General features: G+C 56.8%; 25 protein-coding genes. 10 read left to right on the top strand and 15 right to left on the bottom strand.

What is annotated here, in order from left to right; translation table 11 throughout:
* Positions 1-4: 4 nt before the first annotated feature.
* Together TCELL_RS04825 and TCELL_RS04820 are read right to left on the bottom strand one after the other, a co-directional pair.
* Positions 5-1,030, bottom strand: coding sequence for an RsmB/NOP family class I SAM-dependent RNA methyltransferase (locus TCELL_RS04825; RefSeq protein WP_014737604.1), 1,026 nt, complete (start codon positions 1,028-1,030; stop codon positions 5-7).
* Positions 1,021-1,731 carry a DUF72 domain-containing protein gene (locus TCELL_RS04820; RefSeq protein WP_014737603.1) on the bottom strand — a complete coding sequence of 237 codons (711 nt, stop codon included), beginning with the start codon at positions 1,729-1,731 and terminating at the stop codon, positions 1,021-1,023. The genes TCELL_RS04825 and TCELL_RS04820 overlap by 10 nt, the downstream gene beginning before the upstream one ends.
* Before the next feature lie 84 nt (positions 1,732-1,815).
* Here TCELL_RS04820 and deoC point away from each other — a divergent pair, with 84 nt between their 5' ends.
* Both deoC and TCELL_RS04810 read left to right on the top strand, forming a co-directional pair.
* On the top strand, positions 1,816-2,493 hold the full coding sequence (gene deoC / locus TCELL_RS04815; protein ID WP_048163714.1) for a deoxyribose-phosphate aldolase: 678 nt from the start codon (positions 1,816-1,818) through the stop codon (positions 2,491-2,493).
* Between the two features lies 1 nt (position 2,494).
* Positions 2,495-3,367 (top strand): spermine/spermidine synthase domain-containing protein, encoded by an 873-nt coding sequence (locus tag TCELL_RS04810; RefSeq protein WP_014737601.1) that lies wholly within the window; start codon positions 2,495-2,497, stop codon positions 3,365-3,367.
* Here the strand turns inward: TCELL_RS04810 and TCELL_RS04805 are convergent.
* The 3 genes from TCELL_RS04805 to TCELL_RS07325 are packed head-to-tail and all read right to left on the bottom strand — an operon-like array spanning position 3,354 to position 5,646.
* Positions 3,354-4,214 (bottom strand): ABC transporter permease, encoded by an 861-nt coding sequence (locus TCELL_RS04805; protein ID WP_238528997.1) that lies wholly within the window; start codon positions 4,212-4,214, stop codon positions 3,354-3,356. The two genes, TCELL_RS04810 and TCELL_RS04805, sit on opposite strands and share 14 nt — an antisense overlap.
* Entirely contained in the window at positions 4,214-5,188 is a 975-nt protein-coding gene (locus TCELL_RS04800; protein ID WP_014737599.1) for a daunorubicin resistance protein DrrA family ABC transporter ATP-binding protein, read from the bottom strand. Before TCELL_RS04800 ends, TCELL_RS04805 begins: the two co-directional genes overlap by 1 nt.
* Complete coding sequence (locus TCELL_RS07325; protein WP_052307224.1) at positions 5,179-5,646, bottom strand: PadR family transcriptional regulator; 468 nt, start codon at positions 5,644-5,646, stop codon at positions 5,179-5,181. Before TCELL_RS07325 ends, TCELL_RS04800 begins: the two co-directional genes overlap by 10 nt.
* A gap of 104 nt (positions 5,647-5,750) precedes the next feature.
* Here TCELL_RS07325 and TCELL_RS04790 point away from each other — a divergent pair, with 104 nt between their 5' ends.
* From TCELL_RS04790 to TCELL_RS04765, 6 genes are all read left to right on the top strand, one after another.
* Positions 5,751-6,464, top strand: a complete 714-nt coding sequence (locus TCELL_RS04790; protein WP_014737597.1) for an HD domain-containing protein — start codon at positions 5,751-5,753, stop codon at positions 6,462-6,464.
* Entirely contained in the window at positions 6,461-7,183 is a 723-nt protein-coding gene (locus TCELL_RS04785; protein WP_014737596.1) for an ABC transporter ATP-binding protein, read from the top strand. The genes TCELL_RS04790 and TCELL_RS04785 overlap by 4 nt, the downstream gene beginning before the upstream one ends.
* A 5-nt stretch (positions 7,184-7,188) precedes the next feature.
* Complete coding sequence (locus TCELL_RS04780; RefSeq protein ID WP_048163185.1) at positions 7,189-10,716, top strand: COG1361 family protein; 3,528 nt, start codon at positions 7,189-7,191, stop codon at positions 10,714-10,716.
* Positions 10,717-11,931 (top strand): ABC transporter permease, encoded by a 1,215-nt coding sequence (locus TCELL_RS04775; protein WP_014737594.1) that lies wholly within the window; start codon positions 10,717-10,719, stop codon positions 11,929-11,931.
* A 70-nt stretch (positions 11,932-12,001) separates the two neighbouring features.
* Positions 12,002-12,523 (top strand): DUF2299 domain-containing protein, encoded by a 522-nt coding sequence (locus TCELL_RS04770; protein ID WP_157864704.1) that lies wholly within the window; start codon positions 12,002-12,004, stop codon positions 12,521-12,523.
* Between the two features lie 53 nt (positions 12,524-12,576).
* A complete protein-coding gene (locus tag TCELL_RS04765; protein WP_014737592.1) occupies positions 12,577-13,851 on the top strand; it encodes a metal-dependent hydrolase family protein in 1,275 nt (424 codons plus the stop codon).
* Positions 13,852-13,875: 24 nt separating this feature from the next.
* Here the strand turns inward: TCELL_RS04765 and TCELL_RS04760 are convergent, their stop codons facing one another.
* The 5 genes from TCELL_RS04760 to TCELL_RS04740 are packed head-to-tail and all read right to left on the bottom strand — an operon-like array spanning position 13,876 to position 17,255.
* Positions 13,876-14,250, bottom strand: coding sequence for a hypothetical protein (locus tag TCELL_RS04760; RefSeq protein WP_048163183.1), 375 nt, complete (start codon positions 14,248-14,250; stop codon positions 13,876-13,878).
* 33 nt (positions 14,251-14,283) lie between these two features.
* Complete coding sequence (locus tag TCELL_RS04755) at positions 14,284-14,928, bottom strand: ACT domain-containing protein (RefSeq protein ID WP_014737590.1); 645 nt, start codon at positions 14,926-14,928, stop codon at positions 14,284-14,286.
* A 12-nt stretch (positions 14,929-14,940) separates the two neighbouring features.
* On the bottom strand, positions 14,941-15,465 hold the full coding sequence (locus TCELL_RS04750) for a flavin reductase family protein (protein WP_014737589.1): 525 nt from the start codon (positions 15,463-15,465) through the stop codon (positions 14,941-14,943).
* A 37-nt stretch (positions 15,466-15,502) separates the two neighbouring features.
* Positions 15,503-16,249, bottom strand: coding sequence for a 5-formyltetrahydrofolate cyclo-ligase (locus TCELL_RS04745; protein ID WP_014737588.1), 747 nt, complete (start codon positions 16,247-16,249; stop codon positions 15,503-15,505).
* 49 nt (positions 16,250-16,298) lie between these two features.
* Positions 16,299-17,255, bottom strand: coding sequence for an isoaspartyl peptidase/L-asparaginase (locus tag TCELL_RS04740; RefSeq protein WP_014737587.1), 957 nt, complete (start codon positions 17,253-17,255; stop codon positions 16,299-16,301).
* Positions 17,256-17,432: 177 nt separating this feature from the next.
* Here TCELL_RS04740 and TCELL_RS04735 point away from each other — a divergent pair, with 177 nt between their 5' ends.
* Entirely contained in the window at positions 17,433-17,810 is a 378-nt protein-coding gene (locus tag TCELL_RS04735) for an ArsR/SmtB family transcription factor (protein ID WP_048163181.1), read from the top strand.
* Here the strand turns inward: TCELL_RS04735 and TCELL_RS04730 are convergent, their stop codons facing one another.
* A complete protein-coding gene (locus TCELL_RS04730) occupies positions 17,811-18,119 on the bottom strand; it encodes a hypothetical protein (RefSeq protein WP_014737585.1) in 309 nt (102 codons plus the stop codon).
* 230 nt (positions 18,120-18,349) lie between these two features.
* Between TCELL_RS04730 and TCELL_RS04725 the strand changes: the two genes are divergently transcribed.
* A complete protein-coding gene (locus TCELL_RS04725; protein ID WP_014737584.1) occupies positions 18,350-19,153 on the top strand; it encodes a BUD32 family EKC/KEOPS complex subunit in 804 nt (267 codons plus the stop codon).
* Here the strand turns inward: TCELL_RS04725 and TCELL_RS04720 are convergent.
* The 4 genes from TCELL_RS04720 to TCELL_RS04705 form a co-directional block, all read right to left on the bottom strand.
* Positions 19,122-19,712, bottom strand: a complete 591-nt coding sequence (locus TCELL_RS04720; RefSeq protein ID WP_014737583.1) for a YfcE family phosphodiesterase — start codon at positions 19,710-19,712, stop codon at positions 19,122-19,124. The two genes, TCELL_RS04725 and TCELL_RS04720, sit on opposite strands and share 32 nt — an antisense overlap.
* A gap of 49 nt (positions 19,713-19,761) precedes the next feature.
* Positions 19,762-20,856: an ABC transporter ATP-binding protein gene (locus TCELL_RS04715; RefSeq protein ID WP_014737582.1), complete on the bottom strand. Its 1,095-nt coding sequence runs from the start codon at positions 20,854-20,856 to the stop codon at positions 19,762-19,764.
* 2 nt (positions 20,857-20,858) lie between these two features.
* A complete protein-coding gene (locus TCELL_RS04710) occupies positions 20,859-23,087 on the bottom strand; it encodes an ABC transporter permease (RefSeq protein WP_238528996.1) in 2,229 nt (742 codons plus the stop codon).
* A 92-nt stretch (positions 23,088-23,179) separates the two neighbouring features.
* The gene (locus TCELL_RS04705) at positions 23,180-24,916 is read right to left on the bottom strand and encodes an ABC transporter substrate-binding protein (protein WP_014737580.1); all 1,737 of its coding nucleotides are present in this window, start codon (positions 24,914-24,916) and stop codon (positions 23,180-23,182) included.
* Positions 24,917-24,928 lie beyond the last annotated feature (12 nt).

Raw genomic sequence — 24,928 nt, 5'->3', positions numbered from 1 at the left:
GACTCTACCACCTTACCTTCGTGATGAGGCAGAAGGTGAAACCGAACATCTGGTGCCTGTGCGGCCATATCCTGACACACCTCCTCACCCTGTCGTCGAAAACCAGCTTGTGGAACGAGCTTAGCCCCCTGTCCCACTCGAAGAGCTTCACCGGCGGCTCTACGACGTCTACGTCGTTCCTGGACTCCAGGACCTTTGTCACGACGTACTCGTTCTCTTCCGGCGCGATGCTACACGTGATGTAGGCCAGAACACCCTCTGGCTCGAGCATCTCGATACCAGCTTGGAGTAACTCTATCTCCCTCTTGGCGAGCAGGGCGAGGTCCTTTAGTGTAGTCTTGGTCTTCCTCGAAGGGTCGTTCATTATAGTCCCCTCGGAGCTACAGGGGACGTCCATTACGACTCTACTGAACCTCTTGCTCCAGGACTTTGGTAGCCGCCGTGCGTCAGCCCAGGTGACGACGTTGTTGGGGAGCTTCATCCTCATGAAGTGGCTTACGAGGGCCCTTAGGCGGGGTAGGTGAATGTCGTTGGCGTAGACCACACCATGCCCAACCAGTAGCTGGGCTGCGAACGTTGCCTTCCCGCCCGGCGCCGCGCAGGCGTCGAGTACGTCGCCCCTGTACTCGTGTAGCAGTAGAAGTACTGGGGCTAGCGCCGAGGCGTCCCTGTGCACGTAGTAGAGCCCCTTGAGGTACTCGTGGGTCGCCCCAATCGTGGGGTGTCCGGGAGAAGACACCACCCTGAAAGCCCCGTGGTACCACGGAACCTTCTCCAGCCCAAAGCCCATCTCCTCGAGTCTCCTCCTCAACTTGTCGGGCTCTACTAGGAAAGTGTTGGCCCTCACAACGGGTTTCAGCGGCCTCTCAAACGCCTCCAGTAGCTTCAACGTGTCCTCGTGGCCCAGTATTAGCAGGTAGCGCTGGACCATGTAGGGGAGGTAGCCGTACCTCTCCGCTAGTAGCTTGGCCTTCTCACCCGCCTCGATGTAGATCTCGCTGTATATCGTGGACACGTCGGTCATTGGCATACTCCAGCCATGGACTCCATGATCCTCTTCATCAAACGGGCGTTCTCCAGCATGTAGTGGTCGTTGTTGAAGTAGACGAAGACTCTCGAGGGTCTCTGTGACACGACTCTCTCGGCCAGCTCTCGGAGCTCGCTCTCGGAGTACTCGTAGCCGTACCACTCCGTGTGCCCGTGCAACCTGAGGTAGACAGTTCCGTTCGAGTTCACAACCCATGTCGCTATAGGTGCGTCTATCGAGACGAGTGTTAGGCCGAGGCTTCTGGCCCACTCGACCACTTCCTCGTTGAAGCACGACTCGTGCCTGAACTCGAGCGCAAACCTCTGCCCGAGCCCCGTCTTGTCGTAGAAGTTCCTCAGCCGGTCTAGGTTCTCCTCTTTACAGGTGAAGTTCGGGGGTAGTTGGAAGAGGTAGAACTCGACTATCCTGTCCATGGGCTGGAAGAGGTCTCTGAACTTCAGCCACACCTCGAAGGCCCTCTCACTCATCCTCCTCGCGTGCGTTATACTCTTGTGGACTTTGATAGCCCACTTGATCCCAGCGCCCTTCCTAGCCCAAGACAACACCTGGTTCCTGAAAGGGAACCTATAGAAGCTCGCGTTCAACTCCACCGTGTTTAAACCGCTCTCCTCGATGTACCAGTCTAAAGTGCCTTCCTCGTTCCAAATGTAAAGCCACCCACTCGTCCCAACGTATATCTCCAAGGTAATCCCTAAGTATAATATGGGCCCTCACGCCATTTATTAGTGGGTGGTTCCTTGGGCAGGATCTTGGAGCTACTCGGGAAAATGAGTGATAGAGAGCTAGCCTCGATGATCGACCACACGTTACTAAAGCCCCAGTCGGACTACAAGCAACTAGAGAAGTACGTGAACGACTACAAGAAGTACGGCTTCAAGGCGCTGGTGGTGCCGCTGAGCCTAGTCCCGAAGGCCGTTGAACTCGGAGGCACAGGTATTAGGGTAGCCACTGTAATAGGCTTCCCCTTGGGCAACACGTCGACGAGAGTCAAGGTTGCCGAGGTAGTTGAGGCTGCCGAGCTCGGTGCCAGAGAAGTAGACGTGGTGATGAACTTGAACGCCTTTAAGTCGGGCGACTACAACTACGTCCTCAACGAGCTGAAGAGGGTCGTGGGAGAGGCGAGGGACAGGGGGGTGGAGGTCGTCAAAGTCATAATAGAGACCGGTCTACTCACCGACGAAGAAAAAGTAAAAGCAGCGAGGCTGGTACTGGAGTCGGGTGCCGACTACGTTAAGACGAGCACCGGCTTCCTCGGCGAGGGGGCCACAGTACACGACGTGAGCTTGCTGTACAGGGCCGCCGAGGGGAGGATAGGTGTCAAGGCCTCGGGCGGTATCAGGCACGCCCTCGACGCGTTGGCCATGATAGACGCGGGGGCTACTAGGATCGGTACGAGCACGGGCGACAAGATAATCGAGGAGTTCCTCAAAATGAAGGTGGGGTGACGTGGTGGAGTTCGAGGGGTTAATCATACTAGAACCCGCAGGCAAGTACACCAGGCACGTGCTGAAGGTCAACAAAGTCTACGCGGTCGAGAAGACCCCGTACCAGGAGATCGCGTTCGTCGAGATAGAGGGGTTCGGGAAAGCCCTTGTCATCGACAACTTCATCCAGAGCACGGAGGCAGATGAGCACATATACCACGAGCTACTCGTCCAGCCCGCTATGGCACTACACCCCAAGCCCGAGAAAGTCCTGATAATCGGTGGCGGTGAAGGGGCGACCCTGAGGGAGGTGCTGAAGCACAGCACGGTGAAGAGGGCGGTCATGGTAGACATCGACAGAGACGTCGTGGAGTTCTCGAAGAAGTACCTAGAGGTGATGCACAAGGGTAGCTTCCACGACCCTAGAGCAGAGGTCGTGATCATGGACGGACTAGTGTACGTCGAGAAAGCCAGTGAAAGAGACTTCGACGTTGTTATACTAGACCTGACAGACCCGTACGCGGGCCCCGCCGCGAAGCCCCTCTATAGTTACGAGTTCTACAGTAAACTGAAGAACATAATGAAGAGGGACGGTGTTCTCGTCACGCAAGCCGGCTCTAGCTACTTCTACACGCAGGAGTACTTGTACGTGAAAGAGAACCTGTCTAGGGCTTTCAAGTACATCGGCGAGTACTGGACTTGGATACCTAGTTTCGCCGTTAATGTGAACTTCATTATAGCCTCAGACGCCTACAACCCGCTAGAACTAGAACCAGACGAGTTCGACAAGAGGATGAGGGAGAGGGGTGTGAAAAACGTCTACATTGACGGGAGGAGGTTCAAGGGGCTCATCCTAGTAGGCGTTATCTACCCGAGGGGGTTTACTCCTCAATAGAAGTTTTTTCGAACATGACCCCCGCTAACCACAACATCGCAGACCCTACTAACGCGAGCACTATGAGGTCGTTTACAGGGCTCATCGGGTAGAGGCCGACGTCGGCACCGGTGAGCCAGTACCTCACGCTGTGGACAGTATAGCTCAGCGGGTTGAACTGGGCAAACACCTTCATCCAGTCGGGCATCGTGGTGAACGGGTAGAACACGCCGCTCATGAACATCAGCGGCATCGTCAGTAGGTTGATCAACATCTGGAAGCCCTCCACACTTGTCAGCTTGAGGGCTATTATTACCCCGAGGGACGAGAAGGCTAGAGCCGAGATGAACAGGTAGACTATCGCTATGGGTATGCCGGTTAGTCTCAAGCCCCCCGCCAACGCAAGGCCGAGTAGCACCACGATCAGCCCCTGTAGCGTAGTTATGATAGCGTCGCCCAGTATCCTACCAGCTATCACGAGCTTCCTAGAGGCGGGGGCTACGAGCGTCTCCTTCAAGTAGCCGAACTGCTTGTCCCATATGACGCTTAACCCACCGATGAAGCTGCCCATGAACACAGTCATCGAAGCCATGCCGCTGACCATGAATGTGAGGTAGTCTACGCCGCCGAAGATGGTGTTGAAATACCTCTGGATCATGTCGGAGATCGAGAGGCCGGGTGGTACGGGTATCCCGGTCGGCAACCTGCTGAAACTCGTCCCCGAGAACACCGACCCCCAGCCGAGGCCCAAAAATATGATCCACACCAGCGGGTTCAGCACAGTGGAGACGAGCCTCGACCTGGCCCCCATCCACCTCTTGACCTGCCTGTACACCATTGCTACTAGAGGGGAGAGGTCCCTGTACACTACCTGTGCCACCTCCTCGCGACTGGTTGCGGGAATTCGAGACTGTCCCTCAGCTCTCTACCCGTCAGGTGGAGGAAGACCTCGTTGAGGCTCGGCTTCCTGTAGCTCACCTCTTGGAGGCTGAGCCCTCTCTCCACGACGACCTTCATGACCTCTGGTAGTAGCTTGTTTGCGTTCTCCACCACCAACTCGACCATACTGTCCTTCAGCAGTCTGCAGTCCTTGACACCGCTGAACTCTCGGCAGACGCTCTCCGTTACCGGCTGCGCGAACCTGAGGTAGATCACATCGCTGCCGAGCATGTTCTTCAGCTCGAGGCTCGTGCCCATCGCGACGATCTTCCCATGGTCCATGATCGCGATCCTGTCCGCGAGCTCGTCTGCCTCGTCTAGGTAGTGTGTGGTCATGAGTATTGTAATGCCGAGCTCGCTCCTAAGCCTCCTAATGTACTCCCATACCCTGGCTCTCGACTGCGGGTCGAGCCCTATCGTGGGCTCGTCGAGGATCAGGACGTCGGGGTTGCTGAGGAGACCCCTAGCGATCTCGAGCCTCCTCTTCATACCCCCACTGAAGTACTTGACCTGCTTATACGCGAACTCTTTAAGCTCTACGAAGTCGAGCATCTCCATTATCCTCTCGTGGAGCTCCCTACCCCTGAGCCCGTAGAGCCTGCCGTGGATGTACATGTTGTCGTAAGCAGTGAGCTGGTTGTCCAGGCTCGGCTCTTGGAACACAATCCCGATAAGCCTCCTCACCTTGCCAGGCTCCCTCGACACGTCGAACCCTTCTACGAGCACTTTTCCGGATGTCGGCTTGAGCAAGGTGGCGATCACGTGTATCGTAGTAGTCTTGCCAGCACCGTTCGGCCCCAGCAGAGCGAACACCTCACCCCTCTTAACCGTGAAGCTGACCCCGTTCACCGCTGTGACGTCCTTGTACTTCTTGACCAGGTTCTCTACAACGATTACCTCCACGTTTCCACCCTCTTGAGCCTCGATATCATCTCGTTCAACTCGGAGAACTTCGGCTTGAACTCGTTGAGCTTGTCGCTCGGTATCTCGTTGATGTGCCTGAACAGCCAGAAAAGGTTCTTGGCGAGCGCCAACAGCCCTATATCGCTGGCGATCTTCAGCTTCGCCGACAACTGGTCTAGTAACGTCACGAGGCTTGCGTGCTCTCTCAAGTACGAGACCCCCATATCCGTGACACTGTATACTTTCACGACCTTATCGCCTACACGCCTCTCCTCGACTGTGACGAGGCCCTCCAAGATCATCCTCCGCAAGAGCGGGTATATGGCGCCTGGGCTCGGCTTAAAACCGTAGGACTCCTCGATCCTGTTCATCAACGCGTAGCCGTGCAAGGGCTGCTCTGAGAGGCTTTTCAGTACGATCACCCTTAGCATCCCTCTGTATATGAGTCTATCCACCACCCTGCCACCGCTAAGTATATCACCAGATACATGCGTCTTTATAAGCGTTTCTGATCGAATATATTTATAACCTAAACAGTATATCTGCTGATATATCGGGTGTGATGGCCGTGAGCCAGCTGCTCGATAGGCTACTAGAGTACGCCGGAAGTATAGGTGACCCCCGCATCAGGCAAGTAGTACAGGACATGCTCAAGGACCCGGTGCTGACGTTCACTGACGCGAGGCCGCAAGTAACCCTCCACGAATCCCCAGCTGCGCCGCGCAAACACCACTTCTTCACGGGAGGCCTCCTACTCCACACGCTTGGCGTCGTCGAGCTAGCCGTCAGGATCAGGGACTACGTCGAGACCGTTTACGGACTAAAGGCGGACAGAGACCTCGTGATAGCCGCCGCTATACTCCACGACCTGTTCAAGTACTACCAGTACGAGAAGGACGAGGCCGAGGGCGGCTACAAGCCCCGAGGCGACTGGTATGTCTCCCACGACTACTCTCTCGTAGCCGAGCTCGCTAAGCGCGGCGCGCCCGACAGGCTTATCAGGGCTGTGGTAGAAGCACACGGCCTCCAGCCCTTCACTACGCTAGAGGGCCTGATAGTGCACATCGCGGACTCCGCAGACGCGAGGTTGGTTGACATACTACAGCAGGTCCTCGTAAACAACTTGAAGACTCTGGATAAAGAGGGGTGTAACCCTATTAAGGTTATTGACGAGAAGGCCAGGAGAGTAGGAGCTAACCGTGTATTCGAAAGCCTATTCGAGGATAGGGGGAAGCTCATCGAGTCTTTCAAACAGTACTGCGGTGGTGGTTCTTGAGCTATATAGTCGAGCTTAGGGACGTCTGGAAGATTTATAAGACCGGTGATATCGAGACCCCGGCTCTTAGAGGTGTGGATCTAAGAGTCGCGAGAGGGGAGTTCGTTGCCATAATGGGGCCCAGCGGCTCGGGTAAGTCCACGCTCTTGAACATGATCGGCCTACTAGACAAGCCCACTAGAGGAGACGTCGTACTCGCAGGGAAGGACGTCTCGAGGCTGTCTAGTAGGGAGATGGCCTTCTACAGGAACTACCTGATAGGGTTCGTCTTCCAGAGGTTTAACCTGATAGGGAGGCTCAGCGTAATGGAGAATGTAGAGCTACCCCTAGTGGCGAGGGGCGTACCGAGAGGCGAGAGGGAGAGAATGGTCGTGGAGGCTCTCAAAATGGTTGGTGGGGAGGAGGAGTGGCTGAGGAAGAAGCCGACGCAACTGAGCGGGGGGCAGCAACAGAGGGTCGCGATCGCTAGGGCGATAGTCGGCAAGCCCGCCATACTCCTAGCCGACGAGCCGACAGGTAACCTCGACAGGGCCTCCGCAAGAGTGGTCATGGAGACGTTCAAGACATTGAACGAGAAGGGCCTGACGGTTATAACGGTCACTCACGACCCCGAGGTAGCCAACTGTAGCCACGTGATATACGTGATCAGGGACGGCAGGATAGTAGACGTGAAGCCCCCCGTGAAGGAGAAGTGTATAGCGAACACTGGGACAGGGTGAGGCCCGTGCGCGCAGCCATAGCGATACTAGGGCTGGTCCTGGCTCTGCTCGCGCCCCTACCCAACGCGTCCTCGCCGGCGGGTGACTGGACGCTCCAGAGCGTGACGTTCGTCTCTAGGACCGGCGGGGACGTCTACCCCGGGAGCGCCGGTGCGTTGCTTACCGTGAGCATCCTGTACAGCTCTAACCAGTCGGCGTACAACCCGGTCGCGTGTATCAACCTCCCTCCTGGCTTCACTCTTAGGTCGCCGGGTTGCGTGGCGCCCTCCAACTACACGCTGGGGTACGCCGTTTCGTCTGGGTATCTGCTGGACTACCGCTACGTAGTAGACGTGAGCAAGTATGTCAGCCCAGGTGTCTACGTGTTCCAGCTCAATGTCTCGTACTTCAAGGAGGGCGTCTTAACCTACCAAGTCCTCTACGGTAACCTCACTGTAAGCCCTCTACCCCCACTCGACGTGAGGGTGCGAGACGTGTACTGGACGCCCGCGGGCTATCCCGGAGCCTACCCCACGAGCCTGGTCATAGAGGTCGAAAACAACGGTAACACTACGATAACGAGGCTTGACGCGGAGGTGGGCCTCCCGGACTTCATTAAGGCAGAGAGCAATAGGACGAGCATATCTACGCTACCACCTAACGGGGTCGGAACACTGGTCTACAACGGGCTGGCGATAAGCCCCTACGCAGCCCCCGGCGTGTACAAGGGGCTACTCCTGCTAAACGCCACCCTGATGACTAGCGACGGCGTGGAGTACAATGCCTCCGCCCAGCTGTCCTTCGAGTTCGATGTTGATAGGGCGCCTAATCTAACACTACAGGTCGTGGACTACCGCTTCACAGGGGACGTCGTGTTACCGGGGATGAACAACACGGGGGTCTCGGTGACGATCCGCAGCTTCACGACTTACACGATCAAGAACATCGTAGTCTACGCCATGGTTGAGAACGGGTACTTCAGCAACCTCTCGAGCGTCGAGGTAGTGGTGGTAGACGGGCCGGTCAACTACGGCGACGTCTTCACGTTGGTACTGAGAGGGGTTAACCTGTTCGAGAACGTGACCTTCGTCCGCTTGACCCTTGTACTCGATGCGGTGGTGGTCTACAGCGGCTCGAGCTTCCCCGCCACAGCTACGATCAACCTACTACTACCTGTCGTCAGCCCACCGATCGGTCTCTACGTGGAGGGGGTCCACTGGGCTAGAGGCGCGGCGTACCCGAATAGTGCCGGGAACACCCTCGTCTTCGAGTTGTACAACTCAATGAGCGCCTACATTAGGGACTCGACCATCGAACTACACCTGCCAGAGGCCTTTTACCCAGCGACACTAGTAGTCCACGGAATAAACATCCAGCCGCTGGCGACTACGAGAGTCGAGTTCGCAGACATACTGGTGAAGCCCGGCGCCAGACCCGGCTACTACCCGCTCAAGCTTTACGTGAGGGGCTTCCTGACAAACAACGACGGCTCGACTAAGCTAGTCGAGATCGCCTTGAGCACCGGCGTAGTAGTGAGCCCCCCAGACCGACTCGCGTCTAGTGTAGGCGAGCCCGTGGTCTCGAGCTACTTCTGGGGTTACAACACCCCGCAGTACGTCTACCCTGGCAACGCTATGGCCCCACTGACCATTATCGTGTACAATCCAGGTCCAGTGCCGCTAGGTACACTCATAGCTTCTCTCACACCTCTCGTGTCAGACCTCAGAGTGCTCAACAACAACGTCACCAACCAGGTGCCAGTCCAGCCCGGCACCACCGCGAGCCTGGTCTTCTACCTGGACCTCTCAAAGGCTTCGCCTGGACTAAAGAGGTTCAACCTGACGCTCATGTACGCGGCTGCCGGAGTAGGCACATACGAGTTGTTCACGACCAGTAGAGAGTTGGAGGTCCTGCTACCAGGTTGGGAGCCTGGTGCCGGTGTTTCACTGGTCTCCGCAAACTGGCTCAACGGCTACCCGGCCTACCCGAACTCCACTGGCGCTGTTTACACCGTGACCCTCGCCAACAGCCTGCCTTACCAGGTCAGCGGGGTGTGGCTGAAGCTCGTCGTCCCCGAGGGGCTCAGGAGCCACGACAACTACAGCCTCACTTACTACGTCCAGGGGCCGGTACCGCCCTTCCAGGTCTTCACCGCGTCGTTCACCCTCGACATCGGGGACGTTACCCCGGGTGTCTACAGCGGTACCCTCGAAGTGTCTTATGCTACTACAGCTGGAGGTTTAGCACAGGTGAGCAGACAGTTCTTCAAAGTACCCCTCACCATAAGCGACCCGTCGAAGGCGATAAGCGTCGTGTCCTACGGCTGGCTGACTGGCCAGCCGTACCCTGGGGAGAGGGGCGCCGTCTACTACGCTAGGATCCTGAACGCGGAGTTCCCCGCAATGAACGGCGTCTTAGTTGAGGCAGACCTCCCCTCGGGACTGGTCGACGCCTTTACGCTCACCCAGAAGGCCACAGGGTTTACAGGCAGTCTTCCCCAACTGATCGCCCAATACGCTCAGATAGCCCAGAGAGGGATTAGCCTGGCCGAACTGATAAGTCGGTTAACGAGCGCGCAGACAGGGGGCGTGGCGAAAGGTGCTTTCGTAGACGTCTTGTTCGTCCTAGACATAGCGAGCGAGCCCCTAGAGAACGCCACATTAGTCGCACGGGCCAGCTTCACCGACCACTGGGGTGAGAGGTACGAGTTGAATATCGCCCTCCCCCTCGTGGTCTCTCCTAGGCCACCTCTGCTCGGCGTGTACACAGACAGGGTAGCCGTGGAGTTCGCCAACAGCACGGGGTTGGCGAGATTATACCTGTCCAACGCGTACGACTACCCGGTCTACGACGTTTACGTGTTGCTAATACCGCAGAGCATGACGGCGGTACCCCTCGACAACGTGAGGTATATCGAGGTACTGCCACCAAAGAGCAACGCGACCCTGGCCTTCAGGTTGGTGTACAACCCTGTGAGCGTGTCCGTGGCACCCGGGGTGACGGCCTCGTCGCCTACCGCCGTCTTCCTTGTGACGGTCATCTACAAGGACGCGAGCGGCTTCGTGGAGACCCTCAACGAGACCGTGGCTTTCACGGTTAAACCGTTCGTGGACTTGGTATTGACCCCGGACACGAACGCGAAGGTCGTGGGAGGGACTCTAGTGGTCAACGGGATGATCATCAACACCGGCGTTTCTAGAGCGAGGAGTGTGACGGTGTACTGCGTATACGGCAACACCTCCTCTTACGAGTTCCTGGGCGATCTAGACGCGGCGTCTCAAACGGGGTTCAGAGTCGAAATGAGCGTGGGGCAGATAACCTTGGACAAGATCACGTTGAGGGTCACGTTTAAAGACGAGTACAACAACGTCTACGAGAAGGACTTCACTGTCCCGCTCACAGTGACTAACGCCACCCTCACCACGCCCGCCCCCGCATCGGAGCAGGGCGTCCAGCTGTACTACGCGTTGACGGTGGGCGCGGTGGCCTTGTTCCTCGCAGGCTTCTTTTACCTGTTCCACCGCAAGTTCTTCGCGAGGAGGAGCGCGCAGTAGATGATCAGGCTCTCCGACATAATCATGCTGAGCTACAAGGGGCTCACCGAGAAGAGGGCTAGGGCTCTCCTCACGATCATCGGGGTGGCAATAGGCCCGCTCGCTATCACCATGATATACGGGGTCACCTCGTCCTACAGCGACTACATCGTAAACCAGATCCAGGGCCTCGGCCAGAACCTCGTGATCGTCACGCCGAGTCAGGGGTACAAGCTGAGCGAGAGAGACCTCGACAGGATCAAGGGCCTCGACCACGTCGTCACCGCAGCCCCCTTCTACACTACACAGGGGTACTTGGGCGGCAGGCCGACCGACACGGTATTCGTCTACGCCGTAGACCCCGACTTCCTACTGAAGGCGATCACGTCGCTCGAGGTCTTGGAGGGCACGCCCCCGACACAGGCGGACGTCGGGAAGGGCATGATAGGGTACGACATCGCCTACGACGACAATGGTCACCGGGTCTACTCGCCTGGAGACGTCGTGTCCGTAACTGTCTACGTGTCCAACTCAAACGGCGTCTCCGCCAGGAGGTTGAACATCATGGTCTCCGCCGTCCTCGCGAAGTACGGTGGAGCGTTATTCCTAAACCCCGACAAGTCGATTTTCGTCCCGTTCAACTCGGCTAGGCTACTCATGGGTGCCAGCGACTGGAGCGGGATACTCGTGTTAGTCGACTCGCCGACCAACGTTGACGGGGTGGCGAGGAAGATCAGCGACTTACTCGGGAACAACGCCAACGTTATCTCGTTTGTCGGCATCGCCAGGATCGCGTCGTCTATCACCAGCGCTGTCAACTTCATGACTTTCGCGGCCAGCCTCTCGGCATTCGCCGTCGCAGTGGCTGGGATAGCGTCCACGATGATCACGAGCGTCATGGAGAGGACGCGGGAGATAGGCGTCATGAAGGCCATCGGCTTCACGGACACCCAGGTGGTCGTGTTGACGTTGTTCGAGGGTGTACTGATGAGCCTTATTGGAGGAGCCATCGGGATCGCGGGCGGAGTTGTTGGCGCGTTCCAGCTAGCGTCTAGAGGTCTAACGATATCCAGCGGCGAGTTCTTCAAGGTGACGATCAGGACGGCCCCCAAGTTCACTCCCGGTTTGATCGGAGGGGTGATCGGCCTGACAATCCTCGTGGGCGTCCTCGGGTCAATACTCCCGGCTTACAGGGCCGCCAAGATCCCGCCAGCCGAGGCCCTTAGGTACGAGTGACGCGTGCTCGGGCTTGTAAACGTTTTTTACTTTCCGTCATAGATAGTTTCATGGGTAGGTGTATGGGTTTTTGAGCAAGGACAGCGTAGAGGAGAGAGTTAACGAGTGGCTTATACAGGAGGGCTTTATTGTTAGGAAGCTGGAGGCGCCGCCTGAGGCTAGGATCACGTGGGGGCTCGACGTCAACACGCCACCACCGTTCCAGGTGAACTTCAAGGTCTTCAAGACGCTGGACAAGCCGGACAGGCTCGTTGTCCTGATAGGCGTGGTAGTCTCACCGGAGCACAGGAAGTACTTGACGTCGATGAGGCAAGAGGAGGTCCTGAGGTTCATGAGCAGGTTGACCAGGATCTTGCTGACCGCCTGTGTGGACTGCCAGCTCACGATCCAGCCCAGTATACTAGACCCGCAGACCCTGACAGTGGCGCTAGTCTTGTTTGACGACGAGGTAAGAGCTCAGGGTAAACAGGTTTTTCTGAAGACGGTAATGAGGGTTCTCAACGCGTACTCCATAATAGTCTCGCTCTTCAACGAGGCATACCCGATACTACCACAGCAGAGAGAGCAGAAGCACACGCAGATGTACGCCTGACTACATATATGTATACGTTTTTAAAGTATGTCCCATTCTAGTGTATCAGGGTGATGGAGACGATACTGATCGACAACGCACGTGTCCTAGACGTGAAAAAGGGTCGCATCGTCGAGAACGCTAGGTTGCTAGTCGAGGGCAAGTACATAGCCGACGTGGGCACTAGCGGCGAAGTCGACGCCTCCAGGGCGGACAAGGTCATTGACGCCGGCGGAAGGGTCGTTATGCCGGGGCTCATAGACGCCCACATGCACCTATCAGGCCTAAGGACGGGCGACGTGGTGAAAGAGCCCCTCTTCACGAGCTATGAGACACTCGTGGCTAGGGCTGTCAGGGACCTTGAGGCGCTAGCCGAAGCAGGGTTCACGACTGTCGTCGACGCCGGCGGATTGATCGCCCTCGGCCTGAAGCAGGCCGTAGAGGAGGGGACTGTCGTGGGGCCCAGGATAGTGGCGGCCGGCGCACCACTCTCGCAGACGTTCGGCCACGGAGACACACACTACCTCCCACTAGAGATTAGCGACGCAAGGTCGCCCCACAGGATAGGATCCTTTGCTTCCCTCATTTGTGACGGCGTAGACGAGTGTAGGAAGGCCGCTAGGTACGCGCTAAGGATGGGCTCGGACTTCATAAAGATCTTCACAACGGGTGGCGTGATGTCGCAGAGGGACAGGCCCGAGTACACGCAGTTCACCCTGGAGGAGATAAAGGCGATCGTCGAGGAGGCGAAGGCTGCTGGGAGGTTCGTCCACGCTCACGCCGAGGGGGACAAGGGGATAGTCAACGCGCTACTCGGTGGTGTGAAGGTCATCGCACACGCAGACATGATCGACGAGACGGGGATCCAGCTCGCGCTGGAAAAGGACGCCGTAGTGGTGCCGACGCTCGCCGTCTCCGAGCACATCCTCACGTACGGCAGGGAGTTGGGTCTCCCAGACTGGGCTCTTGAAAAAGAGGGCTTCCTCATCAAGTACCATGTCGAAAGGGCTAGGGCAGCGTGGAGGGCCGGCGTCAAGCTCGCTACGGGGACGGACTTCTGGGGCGGCGCGAGGGCGTTCAAGCACGGCGACAACGCGCTCGAGCTCGTTCTGTTCGTCGAGAAGATCGGAATGCCCCCAGCGGAGGCCTTGAGGGCCGCGACGATCAACGCCGCCGAGGTAGCTGGTCTACGAGACCAGACAGGCAGCCTCGAGAAGGGGAAGCTAGCAGACCTGATAATAGTCGACGGCAACCCCCTCGACGACCCCAAGATACTGCTGGACAAAAATAGGATCCTGTTAGTCATGAAGGCCGGGTCGATCCTGAAGAACAGGATCACTGGACTCTAACCCTAAGCTCTGAGCAAACGCGTTTTAGGCCAGTCTTACTTCTACACCCTCGCCGAGCAGTAGGCTTGTGGCCAGAGCGGATAGCCCGGAACCTACGAGGAACCCGCCTCCGACAGGAATAGACGCTACTGTGACAAACATCAGAACTGGCGATAGGGAGACGAGCCTTTCCTCGCGTATTTTCAACACCAGCACTCCTACGATCAAAGACAGCAACGACAACAGGAGGTTGAAGCTGGTGAACACGAGCCTGAGACCCTCGAAGTAGGACATCAGCGGTTTCATGAACGCGAGTAAGTCTAGTACGTAGGATAGGCCGACGTATAACGAAAAGGCCTCGGCACCGTAAAATACCCCGGAAACGATCGTCAGTGCCGATACCAGTACTCTATTGACCAACCGACCACCCCAGCACGGCTTCGCTATCACCTCCTATCTTGATAGCTCCGATAGTAGTTGAAAAGCCTTCCTACTGTCCTCCTCGCTCATGATCATTATCGTGTCCCTATGGCAGGACAACAACTGGAGGATGTTAATCCCGTGGAGAGAGAGGAGGGACGTGACCACTGATATGAAGCCGGGGGTGTTAATGACCTCGTCTGGGCTCACCATTATCACGGCCGACACGTTGTTCGCCGTGTAGAGGACATGCGCTCCCAGTCTCTCTATAAAGTGCCCCGCGTGCTCCCTGTCGATCACGATCGTGATAGACGACACGCTCTGAATGACGGAGAGGAACCTCGCCCTACCCCTTATCTCAGAGACAAGCTTCAGGACTTCAGGGTAAGCCCCCAGGTCGACGCTCAAGACGGCTAGGTCCGTCTTGAGCTCGAGGCTGGACTCCTCAAGGATGCGGGCGACTAGCCTCTCGTCAAAGCCCCTGAGCTCCCCAAGCCTATTGGAGAGCCTCCTCAGCTGCTTGACGCATTCACCAGTGCTCTCGAACTCTAGACCCTGCTCCGCTAGCACCTTACAGAGCTTCCTCGCCGAGAAGAACCCCTTGATCAAGCCGTAGGCTACGAAGGGGTTTAAGAGAACCTTCCTCTCTACCCCTCGGGGTTTGCCCTCCTCGCTCAACTCGTTCTTCCCCTAGACTGACGTGACGACCGTCTCGTTCGAGAGGAACATGTTACCCGACAAGTGTAGGATGACCTTGAGGTCGGGGCGGGGTGTGAGGTCGTCGTACGCCCGAGGGGTGTGGTGAGTGTAGACGACCTCCCCGATAAACAGCTCGTGGTCGCCGTAGAGCTTAGACTCCAGCACCCTGCACTCAAGGTTTGCTACCGCCTCGCGGATCACCGGGGCCTTCACGCGCCTCCCCCTCTCGAAGGTCAGCCTCAACTCGCGGAGCTTGGCGGGACCACTTAGGCTTCCAGCGAGCCATACCTCTCTCAACAACTCCCAGCTCGGAACCGCGACTACGAACTCCCCGTGTTTTTTCACCAGCCTGTAGGTGTACCTTTCCGGGGCGATCGACACCGCTACGTAGAAGGGCTGGGACGACACAACCGTCACCCAGTCGGCCGTCATGACGTTATACTCCTCCGGGTAGGAGCCAGAGGTAATGAGGTAGGTTCTGAGCGGGTAGAGTAGCCTGTACGGTCTAGCAGGCATCCCAGACCACGCCAGGGACTATCGGCAGAGTAGCTATTTAAGCCTGCTCACACAGCTCTCTCAGTATGGGTATCTCCAGGACTTTCTCCCTCGGTATCAGTCCGCAGTCGACTCTCGTGGGCCTCTGTCTCAACCCGCCGACCCTTATGAGGCGCGTAGGCGTCGATATGAGGTCGACCGTAAGGTCCCAGGGCATTAAGGGGATCGGGCTCTCGACTACTTGGAGGTCGTGAACAGTCGTCGCAACTATTGTGTTTTCGTCGACCAGCTTAAAGTGGGCGAGTATAGCGTACTCCAGCTCGCTGTACCCTTCCCCCTTACCTAGCCGGCCGCCACCGTGGTCCACGACCACCGAGCCCGCGACAAAGGCGTCTATTCTGGGCATGTCTCTCGGGTTTGCGGGCCTCCCGTACTTGAAGAGCCCGCTGATTGTGGAGGCCTCGCGAGCCTTTCCCTTGGGTGTTGCGGCTGGGTCGAGGAGGACGAAACCCCTTGATATCCTGGGGGTCGACACGTAGACCTTAACGCCCTCCTCGAGCAACATCCTCCTCACGGGTGCCTGGGGGGAGTCGGGGTTGACAAAGACAGCGCTAACACCCGTATCGAGTAGTACTCGTATAAGTCTCGACGCCGCCTGCTCTGCGCCGACGAAGTTCGGTATCCTGCCGTAGACAGGCCTGGGGAAAGCGGCTACACCCGCTTCTTCCAGCGCGCTCCAGACCCTCCTCCTCAGCGCGGACCTATATGCAAGCGCCTCCTCTGAGCTCTCGAAGGTGTTACGCAATACGCATCTTCCTAAAAGCTTTCTATTAAAACTCAGGTTGAAAAAGGCGCTACGGCTTGTCCACCACGACAAGTCTCCCGTCGGCGCCTACGTAGGCGACCAGGATCGCCTCAGTGTTGTACTTGACAACGAACCTACCCTCCCTGTCTACCGCTATAAACCCCATGTTCCCGGCTCCGTGCCTGCTTGTCGCCTCTCTTATTACTACCTCGGCCGCCTCGTTCAAGCCCAGCCCGCTCCCCACAAGCTCTTCCAGCCTGCGGCAGGGGATCTCTCTTATGATCACCTCCCCGTACCCGGTGGCGCTGCACGCAGTGTACTTTCCACTGTAGAAGCCAGCTCCTGGAATAGGGGAGTCCCCCACCCTCCCGGGGAGTTTCAGGGACACACCGCCGGTGCTGGTGGCCGCGGCTAGGACGCCCTTGCCGTCCACCGCGACTGCCCCTACAGTGTCCCCGAGAAGCAAAGACTCCGACAGCGACTTTTTCAGATTCTTCAAGGCGTCGAGCAAGGCGTAGATCTTGAGGTAGTAGGCGTCCCCGACAGACTTGCCGAGGAGCCTCGCCAGCGACTCCCTGTACCTCTCGAATACGTGTGGAGGAGGGGGTGGTAGCGGCTCCAGCCCGAGGAGGAGGCCCAGTTCGTCAGCCCTCTCGCCTGCGAGGAGGACGTGGGGGGTGTTCTCGGCTATAAACCTGGCTAGGAGTATCGGGTTCTTGACACGTCTGACGGCAGCCACTGCGCCCACGAGGCCCGTGCTGGTCATTAACCCGGCGTCTAGACTTCTCTCGCCCACCAGGTCTAGGACGCTCCCTACTCCTGCGTTCAAGTAGCCCGAGTCCTCCATGCACTTGACGGCCTCGACTACGGTCGCCAGGGCGTTGTCGGTACTCTCGAGGACTTCCCGCCCCAGTTTCGCGCAACGACCGATCGCCTCCACCGCCTTCGACTTCACTTTACTCTCGCGCCACGTGCCCGCCCCTCCGTGAAGGATTACGAAGCCCATGTAACCACCCCGAGCGTAGCTATCTTATTCGGGTCTAGGCGTTAAAAACACTATACGTCATCAAAAGCATGTTTACGAAAAGTTGGTATACCTAGCATGGCTTGATTCAAAATATTTATTAAGGTCTTAATTTAAAGATCATCATAGAGGATTGAGTTTTCACAATGGGGTGTTAGGTTGTCAAGTGAAGAGTATTGCTCTATTTACGACATAAGGTTTCTAATGAACAGGAAGATAGCGATAAGGCCAACACTAATGAAGACCCTGAAGACCGTTCTCGACCTGAAGAAGGTTACAGCCGACACAGTCTCGCAGAAAACCAACAGGCCTAGGACCATCGAGTCCAAGTACCTTTCGGAGCTAAACAGGATGGGTATCGTAGCTAAGGTCAGGGAGGGGCGTAAAGTCGTCTACATCGAGGCGGTTACCGCGGTTAAAGAGGCTATAGCGAGGTATGGGCCGGACGTCAACGTGGAGCAGCTTGCTCACCAGATAAGCATGCCCGCCGACATTGTGAGGTTTATTGTCGAAAAAGTCAAGACCGGGAAGCTCTAGCTACGCGAGCCTTATTATAACCTGCCTCTCGCTTTTTTCTTTGTCGCTTACCGAGTTGAAAAGGAGGACGAGTTTTATCTCCCTGAGCCTCCCCCTCTCCCCGCTAACACCGTTAGCGAAAGCCTCGACGAGCCTACTCAGGACAGCTGTCCGCGAAGGTAGGCCGTTGGCCATCAGGTACCTGTCAATAGTCGTTATAGCACTCTCGTCTACTCTGAGCGATATCACCTTCTTCCTCTGCTTTATGTCAAGGGTTATAATGTTGTGCTCGACAATAGGCTTCTGTGACTCGACGACAGTTACTGCCATCTTGTCCCCTCAGTAGTTGCAATCGCCTTGATGAGTCGCCATAGTAATTAAGAATTTAGCCGGGAGCCATGAGGGTGTCTAGGACATGAATTTAAATAGAACAGACAGAGACTTTAAGTGAGATCGGGTTTTCCATTACAAATTGTTTTCACGGGAACGTTTAAGAAGCTGTCCACCGATATTTTATTATCGGACCGGCCCTTGCCACACCCCCGTAGGCACGGGGCGGGATGAGCAAGGGTGACTCCCCTGGGCACCCGACCCTCCTTATATATGTTGCTGTAAGAGTAGTCTACTACAGGAGTCGCGGTTTGAGGAACATAGTCGACTCTTTACGAGAGGTACACCTCCAGGTAAGGGTAGTCGAACTCGGCGACGTGAAAGTCGTGGTGAAAGAGTACGGGAGGGAGCCAGGGATTTTGAAGTGGGCTTTCATAAAGGCGTCGACAATCCCCCTCCAGGTATACCCCTTCGAGGTCAAGCCCCTGAACAGGCTGGAGCGGGAGGTGAGAGCATTCAGGAAGCTGAGAGGCTTCTCCACACCTAGAGTAATCCTTGTCGACTACAGAGACGCCCTGATCGCCAGGGAGTTCGTCGAGGGAACGAACGACGTAGAGGTGGTTAGAAAACAGCTGGACAGGCTTGGAGAAGTGTTCAGTGAGACGCATAACTACGGCTACTCTCTAGGGGACACGAAGCTGGACAACATCGTCTACAGCGAGAGAGGGGACAAGTGGTACGTCATAGACTGCGAGCAAGCGGTCAGCCCAGCGAGACCCCAAGCGATGATATGGGACCTGTTAGTATTCATTACCTCCTACCTTTTCGCGACGTTGGAGAAGAACGTCTTCGCCCTGGCCGGCTTCAGGGAGCAAATGTCGGTGTTCCTCCGCTCCTATCTAGAGAGGTCGGAGAACCGGGCTGAAATCGCGAGGTCGGCCGGGACCTACCTCGTCAAACTCGTGTCTTCGCTAATGCTCCCCTACCCCTTGAGCAGGACCTTTATAGAGGCTTTGAGGTCTGGCAGTACCTGAAAACCCCGCCCTCGTAGGAGAAGCACTTCGACGTCTCGCGGACGCCCCCGTTCCTCAGCTCGTAGAGCCTGACGCATATGACCTGGCCCGAGACTTCGACATCGGCCATGCTGGGGATCATGGAAGCGTCCCCTCCTCCCCACACGCCCGTAAGAGAGCCGGGGTTTATGTGTAGGTACCTACCAGTGCTGTCGACTTCCACGAAAGGCGAGTGGGTGTGGCCGGAGAAGAGCACCGACACCCCGAGCCGCACCGCTATCTCGGTCAACTGCCTGATATCGCCTCTCGGGTACACCCGGTCACCGTGGTGTACGCCCAACTTAAACAAGCCGGCGTCGAAGACGGCCGTCTTCGGGAGGGGAAGGTAGTCCATATTACCTCTCACAACGTAGACGCTCCCGGCGAGCCTTTTAACCCACTCGAGTACCTCCCTTCCTGTCAAGTCGCCTGTGAAGACTACTATGTCCCAAGAACCCCGGTTTATGAGGTCGAGTAGCAGGGGTGGCACTCGGCTTGCCCTATCGGGTATATGAGTGTCTCCTATGGCTAGTATCCTCAAGTAAAAAGCCTCCCCCCTAGTATTTCGGCCGTTGCGGGTCGACAGTATACTACTTGTATGGTAACGCGATTATGTTCCTGGCGGAGACCCCGAGCTCGATAGTAGACCCTACCGAGACGTCGATGTAGTTTGGCAAGTACGCTAAGAGCGTGACCTTGCCCACCTTCACTCTCGCCTCGAGCTTATCGCCAACGAACATCTTGAAGTCCACTACACCCTTGAAGATAACGTCCGTGTCGCTCTTAGGGGACCCGACGACGATTACCTCTGGCCTTATCACTACTGCGACCTTTCCTTTCAGGCCTTTCTCGACTGGTGTTGCCGGGATGTCCTTGTCGAGCTCTACTACTTTCACCAGGACGTAGTCCCCTTTCTCCCCTACAATCTCGCCCTCGAAGATGTTGCTCCTCCCCAGGAACTCGGCTACGAACAGGTTTTTAGGCCTGAAGTAGACCTCGTCGGGACGGCCCACCTGCATTATCCTGCCGCTGTTCATGACTGCGATCCTGTCGCTCATACTCAACGCCTCCACCTGGTCGTGAGTCACGTAGACGGTGGTTATCTTCAAGCTCCTCTGTATCCTCTTCAGCTCCTCCCTCATCTCGATCCTGAGCTTGGCGTCCAGGTTACTGAGGGGCTCGTCGAGGAGGAGGATCCTCGGACTCACAACTAGTGCCCTGGCTAGGGCTACCCTCTGCTGCTGCCCTCCGCTCAATTGTAGGGGGTACCTCTTCTCCATCCCCTCGAGCCTTACAAGCTCCAGCGCCTGTTTAACCAGCTTCTTTATCTCGTCTTCACTCAGGTTATACCTCTTCTTCTTGACTCTCAGGCCGTAGGCGACGTTGTCGAAGACGGTCATGTGGGGCCACAACGCGTAGTTCTGGAAGACCATAGCCGTCTCCCTCTCGTAGGGCTTCTTGAACGTGACGTCCTCGTCGTCGAAGAAGACCCTCCCGCTGTCGGGCACTTCGAAGCCAGCGATTATCCTAAGGGTCGTAGACTTACCACAGCCGCTGGGGCCGAGTATCGTGAAGAACTCGCCCTTGTCGATCTTTAGGGAGACGTGGTCCACCGCGACGACGTTCCCGAAGTACTTGCTCACGTCGTCGAGCGTGACGCTTACAGGGTGGAGCTCCAGGCTCATCCTTACACCCCTATGAATGCATATCTTTGTTTGAACACCAAGATTATAATCATAACCGCTATCAACTGGATGAGAATGAGGAGGCTACCGATAGCAGCCGCCTCCTGTATCCCGGTTGCCGTGGCCTTCAACGTGTACATGTACAGCCAGAAGGTCACTGGCGCCTGGTCCTGTTTCAAGCCGCCCAGTGTTATACTGGTTGTGACCTCTGTCGCCATGTAGACAAACCCGAGGAGCGCGCCGCTCAAGACGTACGAGAGTATAAACGGGAAGACGACACCGAATATCACTCTCGTCCTGCTAGCCCCCAGGTTCAACGCGGCCTCTTCTAAGTTCTTGTGCACCTGCTGGAACCCCGCATAAACCGACCTCACAACGTAGGGGAGCCTCCTCACGCTGAAGGATATTATTAGGACGAGCCATAGCTGGAAGGCCCGTATGTCTAGGGGGTTGAGTATCGACAGTCTGGTGACCTCGGCTAGGTCTCTGAAGAAGAACCAGTACCCTAGTGCTATCACGAGGCCTGGTATAGCGATGGGCATCGTAGCCACGGAGTCGAGGAGGTTCGTCAACCACCTTATGTTGACCCTGCTCACGCTGTAGCCGACCATTACAGCGAGTATAACGCCTATCGCCACGGACGTAGCAGCGTACTTCAGCGTGTTGAGTATCCCGTTGAACACCTGGGGGTCTGCCGCGATCATCCTGAACGACTCTAGGTAAGTGGCCGGGTTAGAGTAGAGGACAAACGTCCAGCCGAAGGGCTGGAGCACCTTCATCGCGAGCAATATTACGGAGATCTGCGGTAGCGAAGTGAATATGATTAGGGGGAACACTCCCAGGTAGATGGCGAGACTCGCCAGGAGACCCGGCTTCCTAGCCCTCGAGACGAGCCTACCGCCCCTGCTGATCATAGCATACGACCTCATACTCACGTAGTTCCTGATGGCGAGGAAGCCCATTATCGCGAAGAACAGCATGACAACCCCCACCGCGGCCGCGGTCGGCGATATGATCGCCTGCTCGGTGAGGAAGTTGCTGAAAATGTAATAGCTCATCACTTTGTCGAACCTCCATATTATCGGAGCGCCCAGGTCCTCTAGGCTGAATATGTACACTAGTATGGCGCCAGCAGCAATGCCCGGGAGAGCCAGCGGCATCGTGACGTCCAGGAAGAGCCTCAGCCCCTTGGAGCCGAGGTTCTCGGCCTGCTCCTCCATAGAGGGGTCTATGTTTATCAGGCTAGCGTAAGTGTTCAGGTAGACGATGGGGTAGAACGTTATAACCTGCGTTATGATGACACCCGCCATGCCCGAGATCATCAGCTTGAACTTACCCCCCGTGAGGAGGTAGACCAACTGGGAGATCGGGCCCGAGTCGCTGAAGAGCAGCTTGATCGCGTAGGCGTTCACGAAGGGCGTCACGAACAGCGGTATGATCGCGATGATCCTCAGCAGGTCTTTGCCAGGGAAGTTGAACCTCGCTATCACGAAGGCGACTAGTACGCCTAGAACCGTCGCGAAAACGGTGACTATCGTGGCGATTATGAGGCTGTTCAAGACCGTCCCGTACCCGTAGTTCATGAAGTAGAAGTTGATCAGCGTCGTGTCCCCCATGGGGATGAGCTGGTAGGGCTGGGTATCGCCCGGGAGCAGGTAGGACCTCACGAAGCCCTGGCTGGGGTCCCTGAATATCGAGACGAAGTTCCCCAGCCAGCCGGCCTCTGACACGAAGGAGTACCTGAGCATGTATGCCAGCGGCAGTATCAGGAACACGGTGAGGTAGGCCACGCTGACCACTAGGAAAACCCAGATGATCGGGTCTAACTCGAAGAGGAGGGCCCTGAGCCTCCTCTCGAAGCCAGGTTTAGCGACCTCAGCTGACGGGGGCGCCTCTCTTTTGACGAAGCCTATAACGGCCGAGGCCGCCGTAGCAGACAGGAACGGCAGGAAGACCAGCGCTACCGCCATTGAGGGGCCTTCCAGGTCTGTGAGCGCGATTACAAAGACGTAGATGAACGCCACGATCGCTGCGAAGCTGAGCGTGGAGCTGAACCTGACTCTATCGTAGTCGAAGCCCAACCTCAGAGACGCCAACCCCACTGCTATGCCTACCAGCCACAATATCTCGGTGACGACGGTGCTGACCCCTACGAGAGTGAACACTGTGTAGTATATGGCGGCGAGGACTACGCCTACTACGAGCAAGTCACGCGTAGTAACCGTCGGCAACTTAATCCCCCTTACTATATATACACCTCTGTCTTGTAAGGTCTATTTAGAATAGGGAGGAGGGATTAAAAAGGTTAATTGGGTGTTCGAGATCACTTCCTGCGCATAAAGTAGACGACCAGTAGTATTACCAGTAGGGCGACAACGGCTATACTCACTACCGTAGCCACGTTGGACTGCGGGGCCTGGGCTGGCGTGGTCGCTGGCGGTGCTGTGGTAGTTGTCGTAGTAGTGGTCGTAGTGGCCATCTGCGTGGTCGTCGTATAGGCTGTCGTCGTGGTCGTAGTGGTTGTGGCTGTCGTTGTAGTCTGGGTAGTGATGCCCGACCACGGCGGTGGAGGTGGTGTCTGCCCTGCTAGTATGGCTTGTAGCTCCTGGTACACCCACTGGTATTTGGTAGTCGCGCCGCTAGTCCACTCGCTCATGAGCGCTTGGTAGACCCTCGTGTTGTTGACCAAGTAGCCGTTGATCTTCAGCGCGTAGTCGAGTGTGAATGTCGTGTACTGACCTGTCAACGGGTCTTTGAACGGGAAGAAGGATACTAGGTCGTCGACCAGCTTGTTGAACTGGTCCTTGGTTATCCTCCCGTTGAGGTAGGCCTGGGCTAGTGCCGCCCACGTCGACTGTAGTTGGTCGTGCGTGTTCACTAGCGTGGCCTTGAAGTAGTATATCACCGAGTAGACCCACATCGAGCTGAGAGTCTCGTTGAACTCTATAGGGCCGGCTTGAGCGGCAGCCACGTAGGCCTTCTTCAAGTCGGGCCTCTGGGCGCCCTGGGGAGTGTCGAACACGCGTGGGTTGGCTGGGAGCCTGTTTATGTTCGGGTCAAGCCACACCTGCTGCCCGCCGTACTCGCTCAGAACCCAAGCAACGAATGCGGCAGCCTGGACCTTGTGCGGTGCGTTCTTCACTATCGCTATCGGGTCGTAGTTCACAATGCTCTGGTTAGGCGGTATTATGTACTGGCAGTCCGGGTTCTGCTGCATCGCCGTGTAACCGTAGAAGTCGATGGTCGTGCCCGCAGCGATGGTCCCCCTAATGACTTCGTCCCTCACGTCGCTGGAGCCGCCGTAGATTATGGCGTTAGCCGCCATGGTTGTCAGCGCCCTCCAGCCCTTCTCCCACCCGTATACTTGCAGTATGATCTCGAACATCCTAGTATTGCTGGTGCTAGTTGTAGGGTCGGCAATGCCTACGAGGGGCTTCGCGGGTAGGTACTTGGCATAAACGGGGTCGCCGAGGTCAGACCATACCTGTGGAGCGGGGACGTTGTACTGGGCGAGGACCCTCCTGTTGATCGTGAAACCGAACGAGCTCAGGCTTGCCCCTATCCAGTGAACAAACCCGTCGCTACCGACTAAGTAGGACTGGACGCCGGCGTAGGTGGGGGGTATCTTAGAGAGCTCGTAGAGGACGGCGTTGAACTCCGGGTGCGACTTGTTGTCCAGCGGCTGGAGGAGACCCTGCTGGTCTAGCCAGTTGAATAGTGTGGGGCCGCCGCCCCATGCCACGTCGATCTCGCCCCTCTGTATGTAGGTCGGCCACTGAGCGCTACCAGGGTACACGAACACCACGTCGCTTATGCCGAGGGCCTTGGCGACAGGGCTGTTGAGGAACGCCACCCTAGCAGCGCTCTGAATAGTCTGCTCGTGCCTCGTTAAAACGTAGAGCGTAACACCTTCACTGTGGGGGAGGCTCTTCAAGTAGTTGAGCCACGGGAAGGGCTCGCTGGCGGAGCCCCACGGCCACTCGGCCTTCGCCGGAGGCGCGTAAACCATTAGCACTACTGTCAAGAACAGTAGGAGACCGGCGATCTTTATACTACGCAATTAGGTCACCCG

This window comes from Thermogladius calderae 1633, assembly GCF_000264495.1.
Lineage (GTDB): Archaea > Thermoproteota > Thermoprotei_A > Sulfolobales > Desulfurococcaceae > Thermogladius > Thermogladius calderae.
Note: the sequence above shows the minus strand (reverse complement) of the source record. Positions and strands in the feature narration are given on the sequence as shown.

What these genes read in the sequence shown, in the direction of transcription:
- TCELL_RS04825 (WP_014737604.1), bottom strand. Translation starts at nt 1,030, where the DNA reads ATGCCAATGACCGACGTGTCCACGATATACAGCGAGATCTACATCGAG.
- deoC (WP_048163714.1), top strand. Translation starts at nt 1,816, where the DNA reads ATGAGTGATAGAGAGCTAGCCTCGATGATCGACCACACGTTACTAAAG.
- TCELL_RS04790 (WP_014737597.1), top strand. Translation starts at nt 5,751, where the DNA reads ATGGCCGTGAGCCAGCTGCTCGATAGGCTACTAGAGTACGCCGGAAGT.
- TCELL_RS04775 (WP_014737594.1), top strand. Translation starts at nt 10,717, where the DNA reads ATGATCAGGCTCTCCGACATAATCATGCTGAGCTACAAGGGGCTCACC.
- TCELL_RS04765 (WP_014737592.1), top strand. Translation starts at nt 12,577, where the DNA reads ATGGAGACGATACTGATCGACAACGCACGTGTCCTAGACGTGAAAAAG.
- TCELL_RS04750 (WP_014737589.1), bottom strand. Translation starts at nt 15,465, where the DNA reads ATGCCTGCTAGACCGTACAGGCTACTCTACCCGCTCAGAACCTACCTC.
- TCELL_RS04740 (WP_014737587.1), bottom strand. Translation starts at nt 17,255, where the DNA reads ATGGGCTTCGTAATCCTTCACGGAGGGGCGGGCACGTGGCGCGAGAGT.
- TCELL_RS04730 (WP_014737585.1), bottom strand. Translation starts at nt 18,119, where the DNA reads ATGGCAGTAACTGTCGTCGAGTCACAGAAGCCTATTGTCGAGCACAAC.
- TCELL_RS04725 (WP_014737584.1), top strand. Translation starts at nt 18,350, where the DNA reads ATGAGCAAGGGTGACTCCCCTGGGCACCCGACCCTCCTTATATATGTT.
- TCELL_RS04715 (WP_014737582.1), bottom strand. Translation starts at nt 20,856, where the DNA reads ATGAGCCTGGAGCTCCACCCTGTAAGCGTCACGCTCGACGACGTGAGC.